We start from the raw sequence: 24,812 nt of genomic DNA, 5'->3' as shown, positions 1-24,812 counted from the left end.
ACGGCTATTTTTTATGCCTATTTTATTTGTTTTTCATCTGATTTTAATGTTTGAATCGTAAGATTAGGGTAACAACTAATTAGATAGCACTCAAAGGAAAGGATGAGGATCATGAGCTATTTCCAAGATGATGATAAAAACAGTGATTTCCTAAAAAATGATGAGGTACCGAAATCACCTCTTCAAGAAAGACTAGAGCGTGAGGAGCAAGAAATGCAGACTAAGCGCATGAAAAAGAAAGGTGGCGGAGGTAAAGGCGGCTATTTCTTTAGTGGTTTGGTCGGTGTCATTATAGGTGCTTTACTTGTGTGGCTTATGCTACCAGGACTTGTAAGCCAAATGCCTGGAACAACAACAAGTAATACAGGAAAAAATAGCACAACAATTAATCAGGTAGCTACAGAAGTAACGACAGATGTGACAACTGCAGTTGATAAAGCCTCACAAGCAGTTGTTGGTATCACAAATATTCAAGAAGTAACAAGCGGAGGTTTTTGGAGCCCACCATCAACGACAACAAAAGAAGCAGGAAGCGGTTCAGGTGTTGTTTATAAAATTGAAGGTGATAAAGCCTTTATCATCACAAATAACCACGTTATTGAAGGGGCAAAGCAGTTAGAGGTCACAATGCCAGACGGAACAAAAGAACCGGCTCAATTAGTGGGTCACGATGTTTGGACGGACCTTGCAGTTATTTCTATTGACTCTAAAAATGTTAAAACCGTTGCGACATTCGGGAATTCAGATGTATTAAAACAAGGTGAAACAGTGATTGCCATTGGTAACCCACTTGGTTTAGACTTCTATGGTTCTGTGACAACTGGTGTTGTTTCTGGTAAAGACCGTTCTGTACCAGTAGACTTAAATGGTGATGGCACAGAAGATTGGCAACAAGAAGTATTGCAAACAGATGCTGCGATTAACCCAGGAAATAGTGGTGGAGCACTTGTGAACTTAGCTGGAGAATTAGTAGGAATTAACTCCATGAAAATTGCTGAATCCTCAGTTGAAGGTTTAGGGTTCTCTATTCCAATTAATTCAGCTATTCCAATTATCGAGGAACTAGAGAAAAATGGAGAAATGAAACGTCCAACAATGGGAGTTTCACTTGCAGATTTAACAGATGTGCCATCATTCTATCAACAACAAACATTAAAATTACCTGCAGAGGTGACAACAGGCGTTGTTGTAACAGATGTCATGAATAACTCACCAGCCTCAAAAGCAGGGGTTCAACAATACGATGTTATTGTAGAGATGGATGGTCAAAAAATCGAAACAACTATAGATTTACGCAAGCATTTATATAATGACAAAAAAATTGGTGATAAGCTAACATTAAAAGTGTACCGTCAAGGTAAATTAGTCGAGCTATCACTAACATTAACAAACGGTAATACATTGTAAAGAAGATGAAAAGCGATGAGATCTAATCAATCTCCATCGCTTTTTTTATGAGGATGGAGAAAATACTTTTATGAAATATTGTGGATAACTAGAAAATTGTGAATACTAATTCCACACAGTAAATCGGGAGTAAAAGGCACTTCTTCCATACATGCTATTACTTTGTTACAATAGATTGTGGATAACATAGACTGATTTGTGAATAAGTTTGTGGAAATTTCGGAAAATAAGGAGACATCAAAAAATGGAAAAGTACAGCTGTGAAAGCCATATAGATCACGCTTTAGACATGTTTGTAGCAGAGCAAAAAGTGTTCCCAATTATGGATAAAATCGAAGAGGATAAAAAGTTATCCACAAAGTGTAGCTACTGTGAACAGGCAGCAGAATATATTGTATCAAGTAAATAACTTTACACAATATATAGAGAGTGCTTGTGGATATGTTGATAACTTTTGTGGATAATTTGTTTGTAAATGAATTGTAAAGGTGGATAACGTGTGAATATAACGATTGTATCAGTCGGCAAACTAAAAGAAAAGTACTTGAAAATGGGGATCGATGAGTACGTAAAACGTCTTGGCGGCTATGCAAAAATCGATTTGGTTGAAGTGCCAGACGAAAAGGCACCTGAACAACTAAGTGAAGCTGAAATGGATATCGTCAAGAAAAAAGAGGGCGAACGCATCCTGGCGAAAATTAGCCCAGATGCTTACGTCATTGCATTAGCCATCAACGGCAAAATGAAAACCTCCGAACAAATGGCTGCCGATATTGAATCCCTCATGACCTACGGCAAAAGCAAAATCGCCTTCGTCATCGGCGGTTCGCTCGGTCTACATGAAGATGTGTTAAAGCGTGCAGATGAGCAGCAATCTTTTGGTAAGATGACACTTCCTCACCAGCTCATGAAGCTTGTGCTAGTCGAGCAGATTTACCGTAGTTTTAGGATTATGAAGGGTGATGCTTACCACACCAAACCCTAAAACAAACTTTATCGATTATACTGAGTCAGTTGAGTTTACCTTATATATGAAAAATGGAGTTATTACTCATGTAAATCGGGCGTTATGATTGGAAAAGGTGACTTTAATAGGTCACCTTTTATTTGTGGTATGGCTCATTATTGAGAATGCGAAATGAACGGTAAATTTGCTCAAACATGATGAGTGTTTTAATTCCTAAGTCCATTTCCATTGGACTAATGGCTAATAAATCATCATGGGGTAAATTATCAGCACCGATTATAATAGTTACATCTGATTTGCCTGTTATACCTAACTGATTTATTTTTTCAGCGAGTTCCTCTGATGTTACCGTTGTTCCCATAACAGAAACCAATATCTTATAGGTCTTATCTGAAATTTTTTTTAAGAGCTGTTCTTCATTCTTAAAGTGTTGTAATTTTACTTTACAGTATCTGCTCAAACGCTTCTCATATTCCTTTATACCTTCGAGATATGTCTTTTCAATTTTATCTCCAACAATGTAAATTTTAATATTCATCGTAAAACCCCAGTTACATTATTTTATTGCTACTATTCATACTACTGTATTTCTAAGATGAAACACAAGTCACGCTAGAATTATGAATGAAAACAGTGAAACAAAGTAAAAAACGCATGTTTATTTACTTTAACTCATCTTCCTTCCGAGTTATATTACAACAAACTAAAAATTCAAATGTGAATTGGATAGGGAGGAGTAAAAATGCAAATAACTCAGGAAAGTATTCATAATCGTTTCCATTGGGCAAGACCAGTCGATTTAGTGATTGATGATTCTGATGAGGGGTTTTTCAGTGATGTTATGCCTTGGTCTTTCAATCAAGCTCAACTGAATTTGATACACGCTATGCTTGAAGAGGTAGAAGCTTGGTATTTGTTAAGAAACAAGCCAATTGAGGTTGTAATAGTCGAAATTAAAGAGGTCCAGGGTCATGTTTTTGTCGAGAAGATATGTGGGGTTCCTGAGGTAGATGACATATTTGAAAAACACCGAGCAATATATCTTGGGGAGCAGTAACAAAATGGTCAATCTGTCTCGAAAAATTATTTTAGATAAGTTCCCATGGGCAAAGGGAAAGCCATTATTCGATAAGATTGATACTGACCAAGGTTATGATGACTCGATACAATGGAATTTAAATCAGCAACAACTGCAGCTTGTTGTGTTGCTATTTGAAGAACTAGAGGAATGGTTCCGAATCCGGAACAGAAAGATTGATATCGATATTTATTATGTAGGGGAATCATTGGATGCATTACATATTGATTTTTCTAGCAATACTCATGAAGTCTTTTTAATCATAGATAAGTATAAACAGTTCTCATTGGATTTGTTGGATGAAGAATATGAGGATATATTCTGAGATGTCATAAAAATTGGCATCTTATTTTTATTCATTGAGTATTTAAGGGTTTCGAAAACAATTAATTGAAGTTTTTATTTCCCTAATGAGAACGTACGTTTTGCACGGGTATTCCAATAAATCAGTGATTATTGAAAATATGTTTATGAGAATAAAATCAATTATGAGTGATTGATTGAGCTAATACATAGTAGATAGAGAGAGTCTGAATAAAACAGTAAAAACTGAGTACACAATAATATTTCACCCACACCAAACGAACTCAAGCAACTCAGAATTTATAACATTTCTTGTATCTAGCTTACCCATCCCAACCTACATCCTTCTTTTCCACTCAAACACCCGAGCACCCATTTGTTAAAAGAAATCTGAAACTTGAATCCAAAGTAAAAATGAATTAACAGTTAGTCGGCGATTAGAAATATATAAACTAGAGATAGACTGAGCAAAAATAAATACAAACCAGAGAACAACAACATTTTACCCCACACCACGCAAACCCAAGTAACTCAGCCATTTTCAAATTTCCCATCCATCTTGAGAATAGCTTTTTACATCTTTAACATTCCTCACAATAACCGAACACCCACTCACCCAATTACTCGTATTGATAATTAGGTCACAGTCATCACTTCAAAAAAAGTTTTTAAAATGATTTTGATTTTATGAAAAAAGACATAGTGCAGTAAGAGTTTAAAAAAATGATGGTATAAGTGAAATTTTTATTCATTTTTATTTATTAGCGGGGTGAGATGAATACATTTGGGGTGATTTTCAAGAGATTTGCTCTTTAAGTAGAAACAAAAAAATTCTACTAGAGAGGAATGGTATTAATGAGTAAAAATCAATCTGTAAAGAACCAAGTAAAAGTAAAAAATGGGGTATTACCACAGAGGGATATTCAATTCCCAAATGGTATCAAAGAAGTAGAAACTGATTGGAAAGTAGAACTGCTACTTGAAGAACATCCTGAATTCACTGGTAATGTCTATATTGCCAAGTTTACAAGCAAATGGGGCAATACTAATCCAATTTACTGCCTTTGTTCTGACCTTTATTGCAAGAAAAAACAAAAAGAACTGATAAGGGAGTTAGTAAATAGGGGGAGATTTCATCCAGATGAACTTGAGGCATTTATACAGTATGTTGATTGTCTTAAGGTAGCTGAACTAATCATTTCAAATGATGAGGGGTATAAGCAACATATTTTAGGAACTACTGAACTCACAAATAATGATGAAGCTGAAAATGTTTATCGTGCTATTGTTGAGCATGCAATTGAAAATGAATCTGTATTCCCATCTAAGACTTTGGGGGGTTATAGAGCTGAACATGACGGAGTTCGATTAGACCAACCTAAGGAAGAAGCTAAATATGGTGAATATGCTATCGCATTTGAGGCATCAAAGTTACGTGACCTTTTAGAAGTTAACAACACTAAAAGACTTAATGCTATATTAGGTGATTTAGCTAAGAGAGGGTTATTTTTTCCAGGCTCATCTGAAAATCGAAAGAAAGTTACCTTACGAACTGGTTATGCTCCACACTGTTATATCTTTAAAATTGATGAATCAGTTTTGTCTGAAGGAGGTAAGTAGAATGTTTGATGTTAAATATATAAAAGTACTCAAAACAATAGGCGGTAAGAGCCGCCTATTGAAAGTATTACTTCCGATTATCAGATATATATGCAGAACCTATGGAATTAATGGTTTTCTAGATTTATTTGGAGGAGGCAATAAATTCGTTCCTCAATTAAATAGAAAAGTAGTACCTTTCAGGCTATATAATGAGCTAGATAACGGTATCTCAAATGTTATGGCTTGTTTGTCTGATTGGGGTAGTGCGAGAGAATTAGTGAACTTGACATGGGAACTGCAAAAAACAATTAAGAGCGAAGAAGACTTTGAAAAAGCTCGTAAGGAAAAACGCTTCGAAGATACACCTATGCTTGAATCAGCAGCACTTACGATTATTATTGCAGAATATAGTCGAGCAGGAGACAGAAAAAGTTTTTGTAAAGAAAATGCTGAGAAGGGTATTAGCTATGACAGTTTAGTTAGATACAAAGAGTTAGTGCCGTTATTACAAGATGTTGCAATAACCCAAGCAGACTACAAGTTCTTTATTGAGGAGTATGGACACAGAAGCGATTTTCTATGCATCTTGGACCCGCCTTACGTGGATTCAGATATCTACGAGGATTCATTTCCAAGATGGAAACACGAGGAAATGGTTAGATTAATTGAGAAGGCTAAGATGAAAATTTTTCTTTGTGGAACTGATAACGATATCTATGAATATCTAAGTGAGGACAAGGGCTGGAACAAATATTACGTTGGTGACATTCCAAAAAGCAGTGCAGCGAAATCAGGGGAAAAACAACCCGAATTCATTTGGACCAACGTAAAAATACCTTTGTATTTGTTACCCAAGCAGATAAAAGAGTAATAGTCACCCACTTACCCGTTCAACCCAAATTTAATTGGGTGAAAATAGGATGTCTAGTATTCGGTGAATTTAAGATTTTAAGAGTAATAGTTTATTAAATTGAATATTACTGTGCATTGAAATCCTAATTCTTAAAATTATTAGTAATAAGAACAGGTAATTATAGTGCTATGTAAATACTCTTGGGAAAATTATGTATTAAAAGGGGTATTTAATTGCCCTTTCAAATCTGCCTACAAATCGTTTCTAGGGGCGGTAGGCTATTCGCCCCTTACTTTTGTCCACTCTCGTCAAATTCGGTGGTTAAAATCGTTCACAGGGGTATTGCTTATTTATTTATATATTTTAATTAAAGGGATTTGTAAAAATCTCTTTTTTTGTGCCTTTTAAATCAAACTGTTTCTTTAACAAGTTCCTACCGACATTTTGCAAATATTTATTGAAATTTTATACGAAGGGCGAGTTGAGATGACATAAAAAGTTTAATTACTATAACAGCTAATCTATCCCATCATCTTCAATAGAAACAATTTTATAAATACAGGACATAGGAAATTTTCTATTAACGGTATAGAAGCTGAGTAAATGTAAAGAGGGTGAGAGTAATGGGTAAAACAATCGGATACCTTTGCACGAAAAAGCATAGCGAGGCTCAACTGTACAAAAGCGTAGTTAAAGCTGATAAGTTTTACATCGACTTAGCAACCGATCGAGGCTGTTCTAGTTATGCAGAGTTTAATATCTTAATAGAAGAAGTAGAGGAAAATGATAAAGTCATCCTGCCAAGTCTAGTTATGATAAGTGAAGATTTAGACGAGGTCTATAATCTCCTATGCATTTTTCGCAATAAAGGGGTAAAGCTGAATCTCTTAAATCCAACACGCGGAGAGGAAATCTTATTAACCGATGGGGGATTTAAGACCTTGGAAGCAATATTCAATCTCCGTAGGGATGTAACCAAAATTAGAGGTGCAATTGAAATCAAAGCTGAGAACCAAATCAAGCATCGAGAAAATCAAGAAGTATTTCCAGATGGTTTTTATCAGGTATTCATAGACTACAAGAATCATGTTCTAAAGGCGGAAATGGCAGCCAAGAAACTAAAAATAGACGTGCATAAGTTCTATCGGCTTGTACGTGAATTCAGTTAATTATTAAGGACTTTCATAAAAAACAAATCAAAGGGTCAAAACTTAGGAGGAAATATAAAATGTATAAAGATATCCATAGTTATTTACGAGAAGTTAACCGCTTGCAAAGAGAGGGGACTGATCAGACCGACAATTACATCTTGCTTTTCGGTGATAATGCCAGAGTAGTCGAGATGGCAAAAATTAATGCTATGAAAATAAAGGTTCAGAAAGGGAAATTCTACGTAAGCCGAAAGAAAAGCAAAACGACTGATGAATATTTGGTAATAGACATGATTAATGGACAAGTATATAAAATCAAAAGTAAACTTTACACGGTTAAAGTTGTAGATGATAACATCCTAGCGTTTGATAATAATACTGGTGAGGAGCATTTTCTTATTTTAGAGGGCAAGTTGGATTTCGGAAATGTAAAGCATCTCGGAATAAAAAACTATACCTATTTTTCAGGTGATTCAAGTATCGATTACAAAGGTGTTCCAGCTGTACGTTTTGATAACAACTTTGCAGATTCTATACGAGTTCACTGGTTAATTGCCTTAATGCAATGGGGTATCCTAGCCCTCAATTTATGTGTAGGGAATTCTCCTACTCATAAACTTCGTCATATTGTTGCCTATGAAAAATCGAAAAATAACTCAGTTTACAACCTTCAAATACTCAAGGGAACCGATGATAAAAAAATTAAATAAAATCAAACTAGCATTTTGTGTTTGATTGTAAAAAACAGCAAGGGTGGTCTGCCTATTCAATCCTTGCTATTTTTTATTTACATTTTATAATGACCAATCAAGTTGTAAAAATCAGAGTTATCATTCGGTAGCTGTATATTTTATTAAAAAGTTATAAGAAAAAGTTATCAAAAAGGACAAAAGTTATCATATGCTTTATAAAATCAAACAAAACGTTGCTGTAACTGGGGCTACGGGAAGTTTTCAAAATTAATTGTTTCAAAAGTTATCACTTAAAAACGAAACAATTACAAAATTTAAACTCTCAAATAGCAATGGCACTTGAAGAGTATGCCCTCTAATAAGGGTGGAACCATGTTTTGTTTAGCGGTTCCTCAGTAACCAATTTCATATAAGGAATAGTATGGGTGTATTGCCAATAATTATTGCTCCTTGATAAGATAGAGGAAAAAGGGAGCTAATCAATAATGAGTAACTATGAAATGGGAAAACCAAGTATACCAGTAAATAATTTATCAAATCAAAAGAGCCAGAAAAAAAGAAGTGAGCCAACAGTTAAATCGACAACGAAAAATAAAGTAGGAGATACGTACTATAAAATAACAACAGCAAACGCCCTACTAATAGCCGAAGGTAACAGATTAATAAAAGAAATGACTGAGGAAGAAAAAGCTAATCTGGGTAGCAAGTCAGATACTTTACATTTTATATGCCAACTTGGTTTGGCATCAAAAAAAAGAAGTAGAAAAGTAAATGGTGAAAATACTGATAGCTTCACACCAGTAGGAGTACGATTAGTATCGGATATTGATATTGTAGTTCCTTATCTAAAGGATGTAACTAAAAATAATAAGACGGGAATTGACCCAGATGAAGATCTTGACTACAGGATGGTAAGTGCTGGGGAAGAATTTACCCTAACTTTGTATGAGTTTATGTATTTAATTACAGGAGATGAATATAATGGTAGATTAAGCGCTCATAAGGATGGAAAGGATTTTTATGCTTATCTTTCAGTTAAGGCTAATGCGTATGGGGAAGTTTATAAGTTGATGGACAATGAAGGGGATAAAAAAGATTCAAAAACACAACCATTTAAACGTAAAGATGCTAAGCTGCCTACCCCAACTATTATTTTCGAGAGAAATAATGGTTCTTCTAGGGAAACCATGGTTGATATTGATGTACGAACTGAGGATGGGGAATGGGTAATTAGAAAAGAATACAAACGGTTTGAGCCACTACTTAGTAAGAGAAAAAGGAATAAACGAAAAGGTGTTGCGGATAACAATACACAGAGTCCAAGTTTCAATGATAGCAAACATTTAAACTTACCAAAGCATATAATATGGTCTCTGGCACTTCAAGAAGAATTAGGTTTGTCGGGTAGCCTTCCGTTGCATAAAGCTCAGAATAAAGAAGAATTATTGAATCGTGGCAAAGAGCTTTTTCTTTCAATGGAGGATACACGTAGAGAATTAATAGGATGTAAATCAAGCACCCTCAAAGTAGTAAATACTTTAGCATTGGTAAGCTTTGCTGGTTTTAGAGAAAAATTTGAGAACATTGGTTTTACGCTCCTTTCAGATATAGCCATTCAAGTACCAATAATAGATATTCATCAGAATCACGAAACGGGTATAAACGCCACAACTGACATTAGCTATCGCACTGTAGCAGCAGGAGAGGAGTTCAACCTCTCTAAATATGAATTAATGTATCTTTTACTCCAGGATGAGTATAGTGGAAGCTGTGTATGCGATGATGAGAAGAAAGAATTTGTTTTATCACTAAAATTAGAAAGATACTTGAAAGGTGAAATTAAATTACCGATTCCTAGTTTTAACGCTAAAATGCCGAGGACAATAATTTATATAAACCACATAGACAAGAATGGTTTGGCAACAATTAAGCTGCAGTATACACGATTTGCACCATTAATGGATAAGAAAAATCAGTAGGAAAATGTAAAAGATTTGATTTTGGATAATTTTTTAAATTAGGAAATGATGTAGGATTTTCTTTATTATTATAGGAAAAACGAAAACAAAAATGAATTCAAATTCAAGAAGTGTTCATTTACAAACCTAAAACTTATTTTAGAGAGTCAGAATTAATCTGTACTCTCTTTTTAATTTTGGATACTTCTAGAGAGCTATATTATAAATCAAAGCAGGTATAGGTTTGGTAAGCTATATCTTTCGCTTTTATAAATTAAATCAGAGTTAACACATTTGTTTAGATTGTTTGTAAGTTTTACATTTGTAAACCTTAATTATTTATCCAAAGGAGTGGGCACAATGTTTGAAGTCAAATCACACAGCTTTATAGTAGATGGCATTCACAGTATATCGAAGGGGGTTTTGCATTATTATCTCGAGCAGAAGTATATCGACCATACATGGACATTGGTTGCCTATAATATTCTTTCAAAATACTTTCTAGATAATCAACTTAGCTCCCTAGTTCCTGAGCCAAGCAATATCTATTTACATGAGAAGGTTCCAAATAGTGTAAGGGTTCAATGTAACGTATTCCCAAGCATAGGGGTAGAACGTGGGATTATTGACGCTACCCATGAATTTGAGCTCTACAGGGGAAATGCCAAAATAGAAGAGGTAATGTTCTACACTGTTTACTTAGAGACGGCTTTTACGAATGATGTACGAAACCTTATTATAAAAAACCTAATGCAAGGTATCATTACTGGTGATAAAAAGAGAACAATTTTGTTGGCAATTGTTACGCCAAATTTGGACTGGCATATTGGCATAATTACAATAGAGGAAATACAAAGGGTTTTAAAATTTGCGGCAACTGGAATAGGTATTCAAGTTAATATTTACCAGAACCGTGAGGATGTATTAGATTTATTAAAGGAATTTTAATAGTTACTTATATTTATAGATGTGACTTATAGGGTAAGGAGTCCCAAAAGCTTCGGCTTATGGGATTTTTTCTTTTTTTGATAATAAGGTCTAATAATTTTTAAAAATAAACCTTTTCGCCCGTCTAAAAAAGAATAAAGAATTGTACTTTTGGATTTAGTACGCTACCATACGAACACTTATATGAAATGGGGGCTCGTATTGAAGGGTAAGCATTTAGGTAGACCAATTATTCAATATCTCTGAATGGAGGCAACTGTTTAAACTATGGGTAAAGGGCACCATCACTTCAAAAGAATTCATCATAAAAGTGGACATGAAAAAAATCAACATTCTATGTAAAGGTTAAAAATATCGACAACAATCAAAAACATCATAGCCTAAATACAGGACTAGAAAGGAGTATTGTATGGTTGAGAGTAAAACATGTAGTGTATTACCACTAGAAAAATTAAGAGCTATACAATGTATGCGTAGATTATCACTCTCACGTAGTATCATTGACGCTTATAAATTTCAAAACAGGGTATTGAAAACCTTTTATTACAACGTAAATCACATTGAAGAAACGACGATGGATACTCAGGATAGATTGATAATTGATAAATTGGTTAAAAATGGAATAACAGTATTTCATATCTTCCACTCCAGAGGGATGGTTGAATATGCTTCTAATAAGAAAGATTGGATGATGAGGCGGGCGTATGTATTTATTAACAGAGTTAACAATATCCCTAACATTAATTCAGTCAGTCAAGTTGAAATCGGACAAGGAGTATTAGAAGCCTTTGTTATTTGTGAACCGATTAGTACAGAGACATCTAAAGTATTAGCAGATGGCGTTTTTTCATCAATTAGCTTATCTAAAATTAAAAATTTGGGTGGAGATGAAAAAGTGATTTGGTCTTTTAATGAATGAGATAGATTTATTAATGTAATATGGGGAAACTTAATTAAATTAAGAAATGAAAACCATTGACTAACACAGTAGTTGATGGTTTTTTTATTATTTCATATGGTTTTACAAAGCAATAATAGACAAATATAGTATGATTATTAGTAATATTTTCAAATATCGGGGGGATGGAAATGTCAAATATAAATGAACTGATTAATGCAATTACTTCCATACTAATTGACGAAAAAGCTTATGATTTACCTAATGTATGTTCAAAATATGGTTTAGACTATGGAGATGAATCGGAAGCATTTAATAGTAAAAGAGTTTATGTCCAACGAAGACTAAAAGGTAAAGATCAAATATTTCTATTAGATTTAGCGAAAAGAGTAATTAACGATTACGGTTCAAATGCAAATGAACTGTTAAAAATAATAAATCGATTAAACCCTAATGGTTTATTTAACATTAGCGAGTTAACTAGAAGGAATATTATAAAATGGTTATACTCGCAAGGGAATATAGAAGGTAAACTAGAACTTATGGATTTCTTAAGTAGAATATGGGATCTAGAAAACATGCCATCAACTGATCCTAGATTTAATGATGCACTAGGTGATATTTGGCAACATATGATAAATAATTCTGATTGGGATGAAAAATATCTTTATGAGGATTATTTAGAGCTGATAACTGCAACAGATGAAATATTAATTAGATTTTTAGAACTTGTAGTCCATCCCCTTGTACGAGAACAATTAGAGTTAAAAGAGTACATTGAGACTATGAATAGTCACTTAATAAAAGATGGATTTGAATTAGTTCCTACAGATAACTTATCTGGTTACACAGTTTTTACAATTAATAAAAGTGGAGGAAGGGTAAAGGGAAGGGCTAAGAATCTTATTTTTGCAGCTATAGGTGCAAAACCAGATAAAACTCCTTTGCCTACTAAATCGATTACTGAAGCCCTTTTATCTAATAGAGCTATTCTGGTACTCCGTGTTATTACTAGAATAATCAATTTGTAATATATCCAATAGTTTTCCTACATAATAACTATCGATATCTAATATCATGATAGAAAAAGAGCTAATAAATTTTTTCAAAGCAATTAAAATGCTTAGGGACAGTGAGATTATCAGGTCTGACAAATACTTAGGAGATATCGGTGAATATATCTGTCAAAAGTTATATGGAATTACTTTAAATAAGTCAGGTAGAGAAAAGGGCTATGATGGGACACTTGGTAGCGAGAAATATGAAATAAAATTTCATAATTCATTAACAAGAACTAATATCTATCTTGGGAATCCTGAGATTTATGATGTTTTACTAGTAGTTCTTGGACCAGATAGCTTACTTCGACCACAGCAAGAAAAAGATGATTTCCTTATTTATAGGACAACAAATATGTACGTAAAGAATCACTTCAAACAGAAGTCAGGATATTGCTGTGGTAAAAGTTATTTTGAAAAATCAAAGGTTGATAAAATATATAACCTTTCATAAAAGATAGTGAGTCTGCCCCTTATGTCATCCACTAATGAAACGGTTTTGTTTTTTTATTACACGAATTCACAACATCCACTCACAACACATAATTTACAGTATTTAAATTACTACCATGAATTTTCCAATTTGAGTATAATAGACTGAAAAGAAAAAGGAGCGGATGAAATGAGAGCTTCACAAGAGTTTATAAAGCAATTAGAAGAACTCTATAAAATCTATGAAAAAGAAGTGAAACGAACAAAACTGGCAAGTAATACAGTGAATACTCATCTTTACCACTCAGGTAATTTTGTTAAATGGTGTCGGAATGAATATGTACCAGGTGCAAGTAAGGAAAAGAATTAGTTGCAACAATCATTTTATCACCAACTTTTAAACACTTGTTGTTAGCCATGTAATTAGTACAGGCTATGCACTATATGATATGATGAACAACATAACCAAAATATGGGAGTGAGTAAGGTGCCGATTCCTGATAAGAACATTGTAGTTAGTACAGTCAGCAAGAGATATAATTGTTCACTATCTAATATCATACGAAAGAAAATCATGTATCATGGGGTAAGTAATGGCAAGAAGTTAGTCCTTTGTACACCAGAATCAAGATTACATCCACAAGGGCACGGTTGGTTCGACCTAACCACTAAACAAGTTGATTTACTGGATGACGCAGACATAGCAATACTGGCAGTTCGGTTAGAAGGAAACAAAATTTACTTTGTTGACTTTAAGCAATTCAGACAATTTATAACTTCAGGTATGACGTTAAACTATTCTGAGGATGAGAAGTGGAGATTCTATATATGGGAGAATTTCATAAAAGTAAGAGGAAATGAAAAAAAGTTCGATATAGAGCCTGAATTTATTGCTGTTTAATTTATTAAGCGGGAGGTATGTCATAATGTCAAAACTTGATTATACAATTAAACTAGTTTATCCTGATTGGGTAATTGATGAACTCAGAGATAAACGAATGGGATTCGCAGGTAAATATAAGAACTTCAATTTCCCTGTTGGGGCTAAAATGCTTGTCTACCTAACAGAACAGCAGTTAATCATGGGGATTAACACAGTTAAGGGAACATGGAAAGATGGTGAAGCTTTCCCATCTTCTTCGAGTTATCCTATCAAACTTCCTATTGTAATGGATTATGAAGTTCAAAAGGATGGACTTGGATTACATATTAAGGATATCCAAAGCATTGTTTCTCAATTTCGCCCCCATAAAGATATGAGTTTTTTTCCATTAACTGAAGAACAATACTATATCTTAGAAGATTTATTAAGAGAAAAGAATAAGTGAGAAAAGGGTTTCCCTGAAATTATTGAATTACGTTGTCAAACACGATGAAGTCAAGAACGTTATTGTTGAAGAAATGGATAGGGTTTTACATTTTAATTTCTCTCAATTGGATGTGATGATGAAAAAAAGGAGAGTCAAGAATATAATTAATAAGGACAGTATTTAACTCGATTGTTGGGTTTTATACTGTCTTTTTTGTTTTAAGCAAAATCCTCTCTGATTCAAATAGTATTAGTCAATAAAGGTATAGGTTATGATACTCTCAATAAACGGGGTAAATGGCGTTTCAAAAAGTCCTATAAATTATTTTGTGACGTTCTAATAAACTTGTTGACCTTCTGGTTCTCTAGAGCTAAAATCACACAAACTCTAGAAGGAAGGTTTGATGTAAAATGCCAAAAACGGTAGCGTATATACGTGTTTCAAGTAAGGAGCAAAATTTATCTCGTCAAATTGATGAAATGAAGAAACTAGGCATAGAAGAAAAATACATATATGAAGATAAAGCTAGTGGAAAAGATATGGATAGAATTGGTTATCAGTATATGAAAAAGTCATTAGAAAAAGGTGATTTGTTAGTTGTTAAATCGATTGACCGTATTGGTAGAAATAGTAGGGAAATTATGAAGGAATGGCAGGAAATTACTCATGAACTCGGTGCGGATATTAAAGTAATAGATATGCCATTATTAGATACCACTCAGCATAAAGATTTGCTAGGAACGTTCGTAAGTGATATTGTTCTACAAATTTTAGCCTTTGTATCGGAAAACGAGCGTCAAAATATCCTTAAGCGTCAAGCCGAAGGAATTGCAGCAGCTAAAGCAAGGGGGAAGCACTTAGGAAGACCAAGAAAAGAAATTCCCAATGAGTTCCCTATCCTATATAAGCAGTGGAAGAACGGAGAGCTTATGGCGGTAGAATGTATGAAGATTATGAACATGGGAAAGGGAACTTTCTATCGTAAGGTAAAAGAATACGAGTCCAATCTAAAATAAGAAACTCTAAAGTGAAAACGTTAGCTTTGTATGAGTGGGAAGGCATCCCTGTTTTAAGGTTCATGGGATATCGAGTATACAAATTTGCCCGTACACTTATCTTGTACGGTTATTCTTTTGCTTTCAGGGATAGTCATCTTGAAAAGCCCTTCCCGACCCAAGAAACATGGATCAACCCAAGCAACTTTAGCTACACAATTTAAATAAACCTATTAGGACATAGAAAAACCAACACTACACATTGACCATAGCTACCTACACCTGAACAAATTTTTACTACACATGAAATTAATTCTTCTACACCTAGACTTCCCGTTACTACATATTAGGAAAAAATGACACATATAGAAAAACTTTTTACACATATTCAGTTTTAAACTACAAATTTTTCGAGGTCAAGACATGAACTCTGAGATAGGCAATAGTAAGTGTAAACCGGTAGCCTGTTAAAAACGGGCTGGCTCAAAACGCATATTAAGGGAGCGATTTGAATGACAACAACTAAAGTAAAGATTCCAGTGGGAGTAAAAGAAGAGATATCCTTAAGCCAGTTGGAAACATGGACTTCTAAAAATACTTCACCAACGGATTTTTTAGAAACTTTACGAAAAGACTACACAGTGGACTCAACAAAAAAGGAAATTGAAGATGCGATTACAGCCCTAGGTATGGTTGACCCTAAACGATGCTTAAACGACATAGAGGTTTGTGATACCATCAACAATCTAGCCTATCTAATCCCAGACTACTTCCCTAAACAGTTCGATGAGTTCCTCAGACAATTTGAATTACTTGTATGTAAAACTCAGTCATTAGTAACCGAAAAGGAGTTAAACGATACAGAAATTCTAGCAATTAGATATATATCTACGAGTTTAGACAAGGCGTTGCATCTACATGAAATTAATTTGTTCAGGAGCGAACTTGAAGAACATTAAGAACTCACAAACCGTACACCCCACAATGTACGGTTTTTTTTATACAAGCAATTCGAGGATTTTGTCCATCTTGGGGTAATTCTCTTAAATCCCTGCCCATCGAAAAAACTACCGATATCTTTCTCAATGTTCTAGCCACATGTAATCTAGGGAATATCATAAATTAAATAAACTTTCTTGAGATATTTTGATTTTAGGAGTAGAGGACAAACATAACTTATATTTAATAGGAGAGGACTGCAAAGAAAAGGAAAAGCTACATGGAGCACAAACCAATTTCACTTACACCATTCCATTTTATGCGATTCCAAGAATCTGAGCCAACATACAGGACTTAGTAGTTTTGCTCCAAGTAATGTAGCACCCGAACATCCTCTAGAACCGTAGAATGTAGACTTTAGACCACTGGGTATTATACCTAGTGGTTTTCTAATACCAATGATTTCCAAGTGGTAATAATAATACTTATAGATTTAATCTCTAGATTCCCTTTGTTTTCGGGGTATTTCTCTTATATCCATTTACTGTAAAAAAGTTTTCCATAAAAGTGCTACCAAATTTTTTTATTAGAGTTATAATAACAACCAATTTTTAGTTTATTGGCTATTAAGGAGATTCTGCTCTTTTATTCTTACTTCATGAAAAAGCTCCCCAATTTCCTAAAAGAAAATCTTAGCTTAAGGAGTTTGATGTTATGGAGAAGATTAATATGAACACTCCAAAAGATGAAGCAGAATGCATATTACGTCAATCAGCTAAAAAGGATATTGAGAAAATACATAATCTAGGCTTGCCTATTAGAACAGTCGATGAGTTAGGTGTTTATGATTTATATCCAGATGGTAGAAAGGAATATGTGAAGTTGTACAAAAAGGGCATTGATGATATTGAGTAAATTTATTTCTAAAAAGGAGATGTATTGGAATGTCAAAAAATAAAGAGAAGGATTTAAGATTGTGGGATAAGGGAAAAAGTATTGTTCCTTTTGCTACCAGAAGCCAGAAACTAGCAATCGATTTAATGAAAAAAGTAGGAATGAAGGATTGTATTATAGAATCATTCAAGGAAGGGAAAGTCCTAAAAACTAATTGCTTAAATCCGTTATCTATTTCTTTAGAAAATCTGACTGAAATAGATGAAGGAATTATCTCGGAGTTAGACAAAAATGGGCTATCGGTATATCATGTTCTTCTCTCACGTTTTATGGTAGGGAAGCAAACGGAAATCCAATGTGAGCATGAAGTATCTAAATATGAAAAGGTTATTTCTACTACAAGTTATCTCTGTGTTCCAAAAGATATTTTAACCGAGGCAATGACTTTTGACGGGGATATAACTAATGAAAGTAATAGAGAATTGGTTATCAAGGAATACATCGAGCATGATTTATTTATGGCGAATCAGGGTTATATCTATTCCTATGTAGTAAGTGATGATGGTTTGACAGACTTCTATTATATTGGAGTAAAGGTTCTTAATGGGGAAATGCTAAGGGTCAGTTAAGGACTTCACCTAAAATCAAAAATTAGCACCTATTCTTTTAGTGATGATTAATTCATCATCATTTAAAAGAATAGGTGCTTTTTTCATATATAAATAACCAAACTGTAAAAATAATGGTAACAATCACCCAAAATCTCACAAGTGAGTGATGATGTGATACTATTAAATAAAGAAATAGTAAATGTATAAGTGTATATAAATTGGAGGAACAAAAGTGAATAATCATACTTATAATCAGATAGTTAGTTTTATATGGGGCATTGCAGATGATTGCCTTCGTGACGTATATGTACGGGGGAAATATAGAGATGTTATTTTACCGATGACTGTTATTAGACGTCTTGATGCAGTGCTTGAGCCAACAAAAGAGGCGGTATTGCAGATGAAAGATGCATTGGATAAAGCAGAGGTAGTAAATCAAACAGCTGCACTTTGCAATGTAGCAGGACAAGCTTTTTGTAATTCATCACCCTTTACACTTAAGGACCTTAAGTCGAGAGCTAAGCAGCAACAGCTTAAGTCTGACTTTATTGCATATTTAGATGGTTTTTCACCTAATGTACAAGAAATACTTGAGAAGTTTAAATTCAGAAATCAAATTGACACGATGGTTGAAGCTGATATTTTAGGTGCGGTTATTGAGAAGTTTGTAAGCCCTAAGATTAACCTGAGTCCTAACCCGACCTTAGACGATAACGGTGACATACAGATGCCAGGGCTTGATAACCATACTATGGGGGTAATTTTTGAGGAACTAATCCGTAAATTTAATGAAGAAAACAATGAGGAAGCAGGAGAGCATTTCACACCTCGTGATGTAGTTGAGCTTATGGCAGATATTACGTTCTTACCAGTAGCAGATAAAATTAAAGATGCACCTTACCTTGTATATGACGGAGCCTGTGGAACGGGTGGTATGTTAACTATTGCCGACGAAAGGTTACATCAATTAGCTAAGGAGCATAACAAAAGTATTACTACTTATCTATATGGTCAAGAGATTAACCCAGAAACGTATGCAATAACAAAAGCTGACTTGCTCATCAAAGGTGAAGCGATACAAGATGATAATGTAGCCTATGGTTCGACTTTATCAAATGATGGATTTCCAACATATAATTTTGATTTTATGCTTTCAAACCCACCATATGGGAAAAGTTGGAAAACAGACTTGGAGCGTCTTGGAGGTAAATCCGATATTTCTGATACTCGATTTATTGTTTCTCATGCTGGAGAACCAGAGTTTAAGATGATTCCACGCTCAAGTGATGGGCAGATGTTATTTCTGGCAAACAAAATAAGCAAAATGAAGCATGACACAGAACTTGGAAGTCGGATTGTCGAAGTCCATAACGGTTCATCACTATTTACTGGTGATGCGGGTCAGGGTGAGAGTAATCTAAGAAGATATATTATAGAAAATGATTGGTTAGAAGCGATAATTGCATTGCCTGAGAATATGTTTTATAACACTGGTATTGCAACTTTTATCTGGATTATTACTAATAGAAAAGCACTACACAGAAAAGGAAAGGTTCAATTAATAGATGCAACAGGTCTAAAAAGTCCACTTAGAAAAAACTTAGGTAACAAGAACTGTGAATTCACGCCTGAAATTAGAAAGCAGATATCTGACATGCTTATTAACTTTGAAGAAACTGAGCAGTCTAAGATTTTTGATAACGAAGAATTTGGTTATCACAAGATTACAGTTGAAAGACCGCTACGTTTAAGTATAAATCTAGCAAAAGAAAATCTAGAAGAATTTGCAAAAATCTGTGACCAGCAAAAAGAAACAGATTTAATGTCTGTTATTTATGCTGTAGCTGAAAAATACCAATATACTAAAGTTACTGACTTTAACTTGTTCGTAAAAGAGTTAGGTAATGTAGCAACAGAATTAAATGTAAAAATTCCTGCTAAGAGAATAAATCTTATAAAAAATAGTCTTGCTCAAATAGATGATAATGCTGAAAAAGTAATCAAAAAAATACACAAGTCTGGGAAAGTAGAGGCAAATTCACTATACGGTTTATTCGATACAACGATTGATGGTAAACGATGCATTGTAGAGTATGAGCCTGATAGCAATTTAAGAGACACGGAGCAAATACCGTTACTTCACGAAGGGGGTATTGAACAATTCTTCATGGACGAGGTATTGTCCTTTGCACCAGATGCATGGATTGACGGAAGTAAAACACAAATTGGTTACGAATTAAGTTTTACGAAATATTTCTATAAGCCAGTTCAATTGCGTACTCTTGATGAAATTGCAGCGGATATTGAAGCATTGGAAGCAGAAACTGATGGTTTGCTTCATGAAATCATAAGGGGGTAAGTCGAATGAATATCAATAAACCTTATGAAGAATACAAAATCTCTAAAATTCCTTATATCAATCAAATACCTAAAGGATGGATTGAATATCCCTTTTATGCAATAGCTTACGTAAAGTCAGTAACAAAAAATGTTGATGAGGAGCTATTATCGGTTTTTTTGAATAAAGGCGTAATAAAGTATAACCAATCAACAGGAACACAAGTCCATAAACCTAGCCAGGATTTATCCAATTATCAATTAGTTGAGTCTGGTGACTTGGTTTTGAATAATCAACAAGCATGGCGAGGTTCAGTAGGGGTATCAAAATATAGAGGGATAGTAAGTCCAGCGTACTATGTATTTTCATTGTCAAATTTAATAAACCCAAAATTCGGAAATTACTTATTTAGAGATGCAGTAATGGTAAATCAATTTGTACTTTCATCAAAAGGTGTAGGAAGTATTCAGAGGAATCTTTACTACCCATTTTTAAAAAGAGTGAGAGTTTTACTACCTCCATTAGATGAACAAGACCAAATTGTAAAGTATCTGGACTTTCAGCTTGCGAAAATCAATAAGTTTATAAAGTCTAAGAAAAAACTTATCTCAATTCTTAAAGAGAAGAAGCAAGCAGTCGTAAACGAGGCTGTAACTAAGGGGTTAAATCCAAATGTGAAAATGAAGCCATCAGGAGTTGATTGGTTGGGGGAAATTCCAGAACATTGGGAAATAAAACCTTTAAGGCAATTGTTAAAACCTGTAAGCGTGAAAAATAGAGCTGACTTACCTTTACTTTCAGTTGTAAGAGAAAAAGGTGTGATGCTAAGGTCAGAAATGTCTAAAGAAGAGAATCACAATTTTATCCCAGATGATTTAAGTGGTTATAAGGTTGTGGATATTGGTCAGTTTGCAATGAACAAAATGAAAGCTTGGCAAGGTTCATACGGAGTATCCTCTTATAATGGCATTGTAAGTCCTGCTTACTATATTTTTAATTTATTTTTTGATAATAAAGAGTATTTTCACTATGCAATTAGAAGTAAAGTATATGTGAATTTCTTCTATCAAGCATCAGATGGTATAAGAATAGGACAATGGGATTTATCATTAAATAAAATGAAGGATATTCCATTTTTTATCCCACCTGAAGAGGAACAGAGTGAAATTGTACAATATATTCCTCATGAATTTAAAAGAATCGAAGATTCAATTTCTAAGTTACAGCAAGAAATAGACCTTATCACAGAATACCGTACGCGTCTTATTTCTGACGTTGTCACGGGTAAGGTAGATGTACGTGATATTGAAATAACCGAGGAATTAGAAGAAATAGATATTGATGAAATAGAAGAAGATTTTAATGACAATGAAGAAGTTGTAGATAGCGAGGAGTGTGAGGTTTAATGCAATCTAACACCAAAGAGTCAGGATTAGAAACGCTTATTGTTGAACATCTTATAAATCATAATGGTTATGAGCAAGGGACAAATAATGACTACAACAAAGATTATGCAATAGATGAAACACGCTTATTTAATTTTTTACAAGATACTCAACCAGATCGACTTGAAAAATTAGGAGTATTTAAAAGTGATGTAAACAAGACTAAGTTTTTAAATCGTTTACAAGGAGAAATTACAAAAAACGGTATCATTGAAGTTTTGAGAAGGGGTATAAAAATTTACCCTGTTACGCTTGATTTGTTTTATATAACACCTTCTCAGGAAAATGCCAATGCAAAAGAATTGTATAACAAAAATATATTCAGTGTAACAAGACAACTGATGTATTCAAGAGATAATACAAAGCTTGCTCTTGATTTTGCTATTTTCATTAATGGTCTGCCAATCATTACTTGTGAGTTGAAAAATAGACTGACAAAACAAAATGTTGAAGATGCAGTGTATCAATACAAAACTGACCGAGACCCTCGAGAACTACTTTTTAATTTTGGTAGATGCATGGTTCACTTTGCGGTGGATGATAATGAAGTTAAGATGTGCACAAAACTTGATGGTAAAAAGTCTTGGTTCCTTCCATTTAACAAAGGTTATAACGATGGAGCTGGAAATCCTCCTAATCCTAATGGAATCAAAACGGATTATCTATGGAAAGAGATATTAGTAAAAGATGAGCTGGCTAATATAATAGAAAACTATGCACAAATTGTTGAAGAGAAAGACGATGAAACGAAAAAGGTAAAAAAGACACAAATTTTCCCTCGTTACCATCAGCTTTCAGGGGTAGAGTCTATTTTAGCCGATGTAAGCGAAAAAGGTGCTGGTCAAAAGTACCTTATCCAACACAGTGCAGGTAGTGGGAAATCGAATTCTATCGCATGGCTTGCTCATCAGCTTGTTTCGCTTTCTAATAAAGATGGAAAGAATATTTTTGATTCTGTTATTGTGGTTACCGATAGGATTAATCTAGATAAGCAGATTAAGAATACGATTAAAAGTTTTATGCAAGTGTCTAACACAGTAGGTCATGCTGAAAGTTCTGGAGACCTAAAAAAGCTTCTTCAAGATGGGAAGAAAATAATCATTACAATTGTTCATAAATTCCCTTACATCCTTGAGGATATTGGAAATCAGCATAGAAAAAATAACTTTGCAATTATTATTGACGAGGCTCACTCAAGTCAAAGTGGTAATATGTCTGCGAAAATGAATATGGCTTTATCTGATAAATATGAAGATAGCGATGAAGAGACTATTGAGGATAAGATAGTGAAAATTTTAGAGGGTAGAAAAATGCTTACGAATGCGAGTTATTTTGCATTCACGGCCACACCTAAAAATAAAACCTTAGAAATGTTTGGTGTCCCTTATCCAGCTGATGGCAAGATAAAACACAGACCGTTCCATGTTTACACTATGAAGCAAGCAACTCAAGAAGGGTTCATCATTGATGTTCTTAAAGATTATACACCAATTAAGAGTTACTATAAGATTGCTAAAATAGTAGAAGATGACCCTATGTTCGATAAGAAAAAGGCTCAGAAAAAGTTGAGAAAATATGTAGAGTCGAACGAAAAGGCAATCGAATTGAAATCAGAAATCATGGTTGACCATTTCCACGACCAAGTTTTTGCAAAGGGTAAAATTGGTGGTCAAGCTCGTGCTATGGTTGTTACGAGTAGCATTGAGAGGGCAATACAATATTACTATTCGATTTCAGCCTATTTAGAAAAGAGAAAGAGTCAATTTAAAGCAATAGTTGCCTTTTCTGGAGAAAAGGAATTTGGAGGTAAAAAACTAACTGAGAGTTCTATTAATGGATTCCCAAGTAATGAAATTGAGAAGAAGTTCAAAAAAGACCCTTATAGAATTTTAGTGGTAGCCAATAAGTTTCAAACGGGGTATGATGAGCCACTTCTCCATACAATGTACGTGGATAAAGTATTAACAGATATTAAGGCGGTTCAGACTTTATCGAGATTGAATAGAGCACATCCACAAAAATATGATACCTTTGTTTTAGACTTCGCGAATGAAGCAGACATTATAAAAGAAGCCTTTTCAAAGTATTATAAGACTACCGTACTTTCCGATGAAACAGACCCAGATAAACTTAATGATTTAGAAAGCGATATTAGAGGTTATCATGTGTTTACTGATTATCATATAGACACGATAGTGGAACTCTATCTCAATGGAGCAGAAAGAGATAAGCTAGACCCAATATTAGATGTTTGTGCTAAAAACTATGAAGACGAATTGGATGAGGATGAACAAATAGATTTTAAGAGTAAGGCAAAAGCATTTACACGAACTTACGGCTTTTTAGCATCAATATTACCTTATGGTAATGCTGAGTGGGAAAAGCTATCTATATTCTTAAATCTCTTGATACCAAAACTTCCTGCACCGAAGGAAGAGGACTTATCAAAAGGCATTCTTGAAGCAATCGATTTAGATAGTTATAGAGCTGAGGCTCAAACAAAAATGTCTATTGTATTAGAAGATTCACCATACTACGAAATAGACCCTGTTCCAACGACTTCTGGTGGTGGAAAGGCTGACCCAGAACTTGATTTACTTAGTAATATATTATCAAGTTTCCATGACCTTTTCGGAAATGTACCTTGGAAGGATGAAGACCAAGTTAAAAAGCATATTGCATCTATTCCTGAAGTTGTAGCAAAAGATAAGGATTATCAAAATGCTATGAAAAATTCCGATAAACAAAACGCTAAAATTGAGAGTCAAAAAGCATTAAATAGAGCAGTGATTAATTTAATGACAGATAATATGGAAATCTTTAAGCAATATAACGATAATGACTCATTTAAAAAGTGGCTATCAGATATGGTGTTTAATATTACTTACAACACAGATGGTGAAGTATTTACCGGAAATACAGAGATACAATAA

Annotated in this window: 25 protein-coding genes; 24 read left to right on the top strand and 1 reads right to left on the bottom strand. The window is 34.0% G+C overall.

Annotation, left to right across the window (positions count from 1 at the left end; all coding sequences use genetic code 11):
- Positions 1–111: 111 nt before the first annotated feature.
- From RCJ95_RS09200 to rlmH, 3 genes are all read left to right on the top strand, one after another.
- On the top strand, positions 112–1,407 hold the full coding sequence (locus tag RCJ95_RS09200; RefSeq protein WP_320939292.1) for a S1C family serine protease: 1,296 nt from the start codon (positions 112–114) through the stop codon (positions 1,405–1,407).
- A gap of 244 nt (positions 1,408–1,651) precedes the next feature.
- Positions 1,652–1,816, top strand: coding sequence for a CxxH/CxxC protein (locus tag RCJ95_RS09195; RefSeq protein WP_004233391.1), 165 nt, complete (start codon positions 1,652–1,654; stop codon positions 1,814–1,816).
- A gap of 90 nt (positions 1,817–1,906) precedes the next feature.
- Positions 1,907–2,392, top strand: coding sequence for a 23S rRNA (pseudouridine(1915)-N(3))-methyltransferase RlmH (gene rlmH / locus RCJ95_RS09190; protein ID WP_446722153.1), 486 nt, complete (start codon positions 1,907–1,909; stop codon positions 2,390–2,392).
- A gap of 118 nt (positions 2,393–2,510) precedes the next feature.
- On the opposite strand, the gene RCJ95_RS09185 is transcribed toward rlmH, so the two are convergent.
- Positions 2,511–2,912 carry a 23S rRNA (pseudouridine(1915)-N(3))-methyltransferase RlmH gene (locus RCJ95_RS09185; protein ID WP_446722152.1) on the bottom strand — a complete coding sequence of 134 codons (402 nt, stop codon included), beginning with the start codon at positions 2,910–2,912 and terminating at the stop codon, positions 2,511–2,513.
- Between the two features lie 204 nt (positions 2,913–3,116).
- On the opposite strand from RCJ95_RS09185, the gene RCJ95_RS09180 reads away from it, so the two are divergent.
- The 21 genes from RCJ95_RS09180 to RCJ95_RS09080 all read left to right on the top strand — a co-directional run bounded on the left by RCJ95_RS09180 (position 3,117) and on the right by RCJ95_RS09080 (position 24,812).
- Positions 3,117–3,431: a hypothetical protein gene (locus RCJ95_RS09180; RefSeq protein WP_446722151.1), complete on the top strand. Its 315-nt coding sequence runs from the start codon at positions 3,117–3,119 to the stop codon at positions 3,429–3,431.
- Positions 3,432–3,435: 4 nt separating this feature from the next.
- Positions 3,436–3,777, top strand: coding sequence for a hypothetical protein (locus tag RCJ95_RS09175; RefSeq protein ID WP_446722150.1), 342 nt, complete (start codon positions 3,436–3,438; stop codon positions 3,775–3,777).
- Positions 3,778–4,610: 833 nt separating this feature from the next.
- Complete coding sequence (locus RCJ95_RS09170) at positions 4,611–5,375, top strand: hypothetical protein (RefSeq protein WP_446722149.1); 765 nt, start codon at positions 4,611–4,613, stop codon at positions 5,373–5,375.
- Between the two features lies 1 nt (position 5,376).
- Positions 5,377–6,228, top strand: a complete 852-nt coding sequence (locus RCJ95_RS09165; protein WP_446722148.1) for a hypothetical protein — start codon at positions 5,377–5,379, stop codon at positions 6,226–6,228.
- A 605-nt stretch (positions 6,229–6,833) separates the two neighbouring features.
- Positions 6,834–7,379 (top strand): hypothetical protein, encoded by a 546-nt coding sequence (locus tag RCJ95_RS09160; protein WP_446722147.1) that lies wholly within the window; start codon positions 6,834–6,836, stop codon positions 7,377–7,379.
- A 59-nt stretch (positions 7,380–7,438) separates the two neighbouring features.
- Complete coding sequence (locus RCJ95_RS09155; protein ID WP_446722146.1) at positions 7,439–8,071, top strand: hypothetical protein; 633 nt, start codon at positions 7,439–7,441, stop codon at positions 8,069–8,071.
- Positions 8,072–8,538: 467 nt separating this feature from the next.
- A complete protein-coding gene (locus RCJ95_RS09150) occupies positions 8,539–10,032 on the top strand; it encodes a hypothetical protein (RefSeq protein WP_446722145.1) in 1,494 nt (497 codons plus the stop codon).
- A gap of 339 nt (positions 10,033–10,371) precedes the next feature.
- Positions 10,372–10,959, top strand: a complete 588-nt coding sequence (locus RCJ95_RS09145) for a hypothetical protein (RefSeq protein ID WP_446722144.1) — start codon at positions 10,372–10,374, stop codon at positions 10,957–10,959.
- A gap of 409 nt (positions 10,960–11,368) precedes the next feature.
- The gene (locus tag RCJ95_RS09140) at positions 11,369–11,878 is read left to right on the top strand and encodes a hypothetical protein (protein ID WP_446722143.1); all 510 of its coding nucleotides are present in this window, start codon (positions 11,369–11,371) and stop codon (positions 11,876–11,878) included.
- Positions 11,879–12,048: 170 nt separating this feature from the next.
- Positions 12,049–12,888, top strand: a complete 840-nt coding sequence (locus RCJ95_RS09135; protein WP_446722142.1) for an AbiJ-related protein — start codon at positions 12,049–12,051, stop codon at positions 12,886–12,888.
- A gap of 46 nt (positions 12,889–12,934) precedes the next feature.
- Complete coding sequence (locus tag RCJ95_RS09130; RefSeq protein WP_446722141.1) at positions 12,935–13,369, top strand: hypothetical protein; 435 nt, start codon at positions 12,935–12,937, stop codon at positions 13,367–13,369.
- A gap of 168 nt (positions 13,370–13,537) precedes the next feature.
- The gene (locus RCJ95_RS09125) at positions 13,538–13,717 is read left to right on the top strand and encodes a hypothetical protein (protein ID WP_446722140.1); all 180 of its coding nucleotides are present in this window, start codon (positions 13,538–13,540) and stop codon (positions 13,715–13,717) included.
- Positions 13,718–13,834: 117 nt separating this feature from the next.
- A complete protein-coding gene (locus RCJ95_RS09120) occupies positions 13,835–14,248 on the top strand; it encodes a hypothetical protein (protein WP_446722139.1) in 414 nt (137 codons plus the stop codon).
- Positions 14,249–14,273: 25 nt separating this feature from the next.
- Positions 14,274–14,675: a hypothetical protein gene (locus tag RCJ95_RS09115; RefSeq protein WP_446722138.1), complete on the top strand. Its 402-nt coding sequence runs from the start codon at positions 14,274–14,276 to the stop codon at positions 14,673–14,675.
- 392 nt (positions 14,676–15,067) lie between these two features.
- Positions 15,068–15,673, top strand: a complete 606-nt coding sequence (locus RCJ95_RS09110) for a recombinase family protein (RefSeq protein WP_446722137.1) — start codon at positions 15,068–15,070, stop codon at positions 15,671–15,673.
- A gap of 491 nt (positions 15,674–16,164) precedes the next feature.
- A complete protein-coding gene (locus tag RCJ95_RS09105) occupies positions 16,165–16,611 on the top strand; it encodes a hypothetical protein (protein WP_446722136.1) in 447 nt (148 codons plus the stop codon).
- A 694-nt stretch (positions 16,612–17,305) separates the two neighbouring features.
- Positions 17,306–17,506, top strand: a complete 201-nt coding sequence (locus RCJ95_RS09100; protein ID WP_446722135.1) for a hypothetical protein — start codon at positions 17,306–17,308, stop codon at positions 17,504–17,506.
- A 29-nt stretch (positions 17,507–17,535) separates the two neighbouring features.
- Complete coding sequence (locus tag RCJ95_RS09095) at positions 17,536–18,114, top strand: hypothetical protein (RefSeq protein WP_446722134.1); 579 nt, start codon at positions 17,536–17,538, stop codon at positions 18,112–18,114.
- Positions 18,115–18,328: 214 nt separating this feature from the next.
- Positions 18,329–20,455 (top strand): type I restriction-modification system subunit M, encoded by a 2,127-nt coding sequence (locus RCJ95_RS09090; protein WP_446722133.1) that lies wholly within the window; start codon positions 18,329–18,331, stop codon positions 20,453–20,455.
- 5 nt (positions 20,456–20,460) lie between these two features.
- Positions 20,461–21,840, top strand: coding sequence for a restriction endonuclease subunit S (locus tag RCJ95_RS09085; RefSeq protein WP_446722132.1), 1,380 nt, complete (start codon positions 20,461–20,463; stop codon positions 21,838–21,840).
- Positions 21,840–24,812: a type I restriction endonuclease subunit R gene (locus tag RCJ95_RS09080; protein WP_446722131.1), complete on the top strand. Its 2,973-nt coding sequence runs from the start codon at positions 21,840–21,842 to the stop codon at positions 24,810–24,812. The genes RCJ95_RS09085 and RCJ95_RS09080 overlap by 1 nt, the downstream gene beginning before the upstream one ends.

The organism is Lysinibacillus sp. BSL11 (assembly GCF_052928325.1).
The sequence above is the reverse complement of the archived record's forward strand: the minus strand, read 5'-3'. Positions and strand labels throughout refer to the sequence as shown.

Excerpts from the sequence above, each read along its gene's own strand:
- RCJ95_RS09110 (WP_446722137.1), top strand. The coding sequence starts at position 15,068 with ATGCCAAAAACGGTAGCGTATATACGTGTTTCAAGTAAGGAGCAAAAT.
- RCJ95_RS09150 (WP_446722145.1), top strand. The coding sequence starts at position 8,539 with ATGAGTAACTATGAAATGGGAAAACCAAGTATACCAGTAAATAATTTA.
- RCJ95_RS09115 (WP_446722138.1), top strand. The coding sequence starts at position 14,274 with ATGTCAAAACTTGATTATACAATTAAACTAGTTTATCCTGATTGGGTA.
- RCJ95_RS09105 (WP_446722136.1), top strand. The coding sequence starts at position 16,165 with ATGACAACAACTAAAGTAAAGATTCCAGTGGGAGTAAAAGAAGAGATA.
- RCJ95_RS09080 (WP_446722131.1), top strand. The coding sequence starts at position 21,840 with ATGCAATCTAACACCAAAGAGTCAGGATTAGAAACGCTTATTGTTGAA.
- RCJ95_RS09195 (WP_004233391.1), top strand. The coding sequence starts at position 1,652 with ATGGAAAAGTACAGCTGTGAAAGCCATATAGATCACGCTTTAGACATG.
- RCJ95_RS09095 (WP_446722134.1), top strand. The coding sequence starts at position 17,536 with ATGTCAAAAAATAAAGAGAAGGATTTAAGATTGTGGGATAAGGGAAAA.
- RCJ95_RS09130 (WP_446722141.1), top strand. The coding sequence starts at position 12,935 with ATGATAGAAAAAGAGCTAATAAATTTTTTCAAAGCAATTAAAATGCTT.
- RCJ95_RS09155 (WP_446722146.1), top strand. The coding sequence starts at position 7,439 with ATGTATAAAGATATCCATAGTTATTTACGAGAAGTTAACCGCTTGCAA.
- RCJ95_RS09185 (WP_446722152.1), bottom strand. The coding sequence starts at position 2,912 with ATGAATATTAAAATTTACATTGTTGGAGATAAAATTGAAAAGACATAT.
- RCJ95_RS09100 (WP_446722135.1), top strand. The coding sequence starts at position 17,306 with ATGGAGAAGATTAATATGAACACTCCAAAAGATGAAGCAGAATGCATA.
- RCJ95_RS09135 (WP_446722142.1), top strand. The coding sequence starts at position 12,049 with ATGTCAAATATAAATGAACTGATTAATGCAATTACTTCCATACTAATT.
- RCJ95_RS09140 (WP_446722143.1), top strand. The coding sequence starts at position 11,369 with ATGGTTGAGAGTAAAACATGTAGTGTATTACCACTAGAAAAATTAAGA.
- RCJ95_RS09165 (WP_446722148.1), top strand. The coding sequence starts at position 5,377 with ATGTTTGATGTTAAATATATAAAAGTACTCAAAACAATAGGCGGTAAG.
- RCJ95_RS09085 (WP_446722132.1), top strand. The coding sequence starts at position 20,461 with ATGAATATCAATAAACCTTATGAAGAATACAAAATCTCTAAAATTCCT.
- RCJ95_RS09125 (WP_446722140.1), top strand. The coding sequence starts at position 13,538 with ATGAGAGCTTCACAAGAGTTTATAAAGCAATTAGAAGAACTCTATAAA.
- RCJ95_RS09175 (WP_446722150.1), top strand. The coding sequence starts at position 3,436 with ATGGTCAATCTGTCTCGAAAAATTATTTTAGATAAGTTCCCATGGGCA.
- RCJ95_RS09170 (WP_446722149.1), top strand. The coding sequence starts at position 4,611 with ATGAGTAAAAATCAATCTGTAAAGAACCAAGTAAAAGTAAAAAATGGG.
- RCJ95_RS09200 (WP_320939292.1), top strand. The coding sequence starts at position 112 with ATGAGCTATTTCCAAGATGATGATAAAAACAGTGATTTCCTAAAAAAT.
- RCJ95_RS09160 (WP_446722147.1), top strand. The coding sequence starts at position 6,834 with ATGGGTAAAACAATCGGATACCTTTGCACGAAAAAGCATAGCGAGGCT.
- RCJ95_RS09180 (WP_446722151.1), top strand. The coding sequence starts at position 3,117 with ATGCAAATAACTCAGGAAAGTATTCATAATCGTTTCCATTGGGCAAGA.
- RCJ95_RS09145 (WP_446722144.1), top strand. The coding sequence starts at position 10,372 with ATGTTTGAAGTCAAATCACACAGCTTTATAGTAGATGGCATTCACAGT.